Source organism: Psychrobacillus sp. Z3-81 (assembly GCF_056620325.1).
The window spans coordinates 1-249 of the sequence record NZ_JBWQPU010000095.1 but is presented as its reverse complement, the minus strand read 5'-3'; the positions used below and the strand labels follow the sequence as shown (position 1 = coordinate 249).

Sequence of the window (249 nt, the reverse complement as noted above, 5' to 3'; positions counted from 1 at the left end):
GAAGATCTCCCACGTGTCCTTGACGGGGGACTCGGGCCAGTCGGTCCAGAGCATGCTCACCTCCATCGGCTCCGGGTTCTTGAAGGTGGTGTCGGCCTTGTAGTCCTCCACGGCGCACGTGATGTCGGCGGGGCCGGCAGTGGTGCTGCCACCGCCGCCGTCACCGTCGGAGCACGCGGCGAGGGCGAGCGCCGAGACGGCGGTGAGGGCCACCCCTCGGTAGAGCATCGCCGACCGGCTGGGTCGGGC

The 249-nt window shown here is 70.7% G+C and carries 1 protein-coding gene; it reads right to left on the bottom strand.

Going from position 1 to position 249, the window contains the following annotated elements:
• Nucleotides 1–249 (bottom strand): hypothetical protein (locus AC1ECF_RS17765; protein WP_480390763.1); only part of this gene is annotated, 249 nt, incomplete at both ends.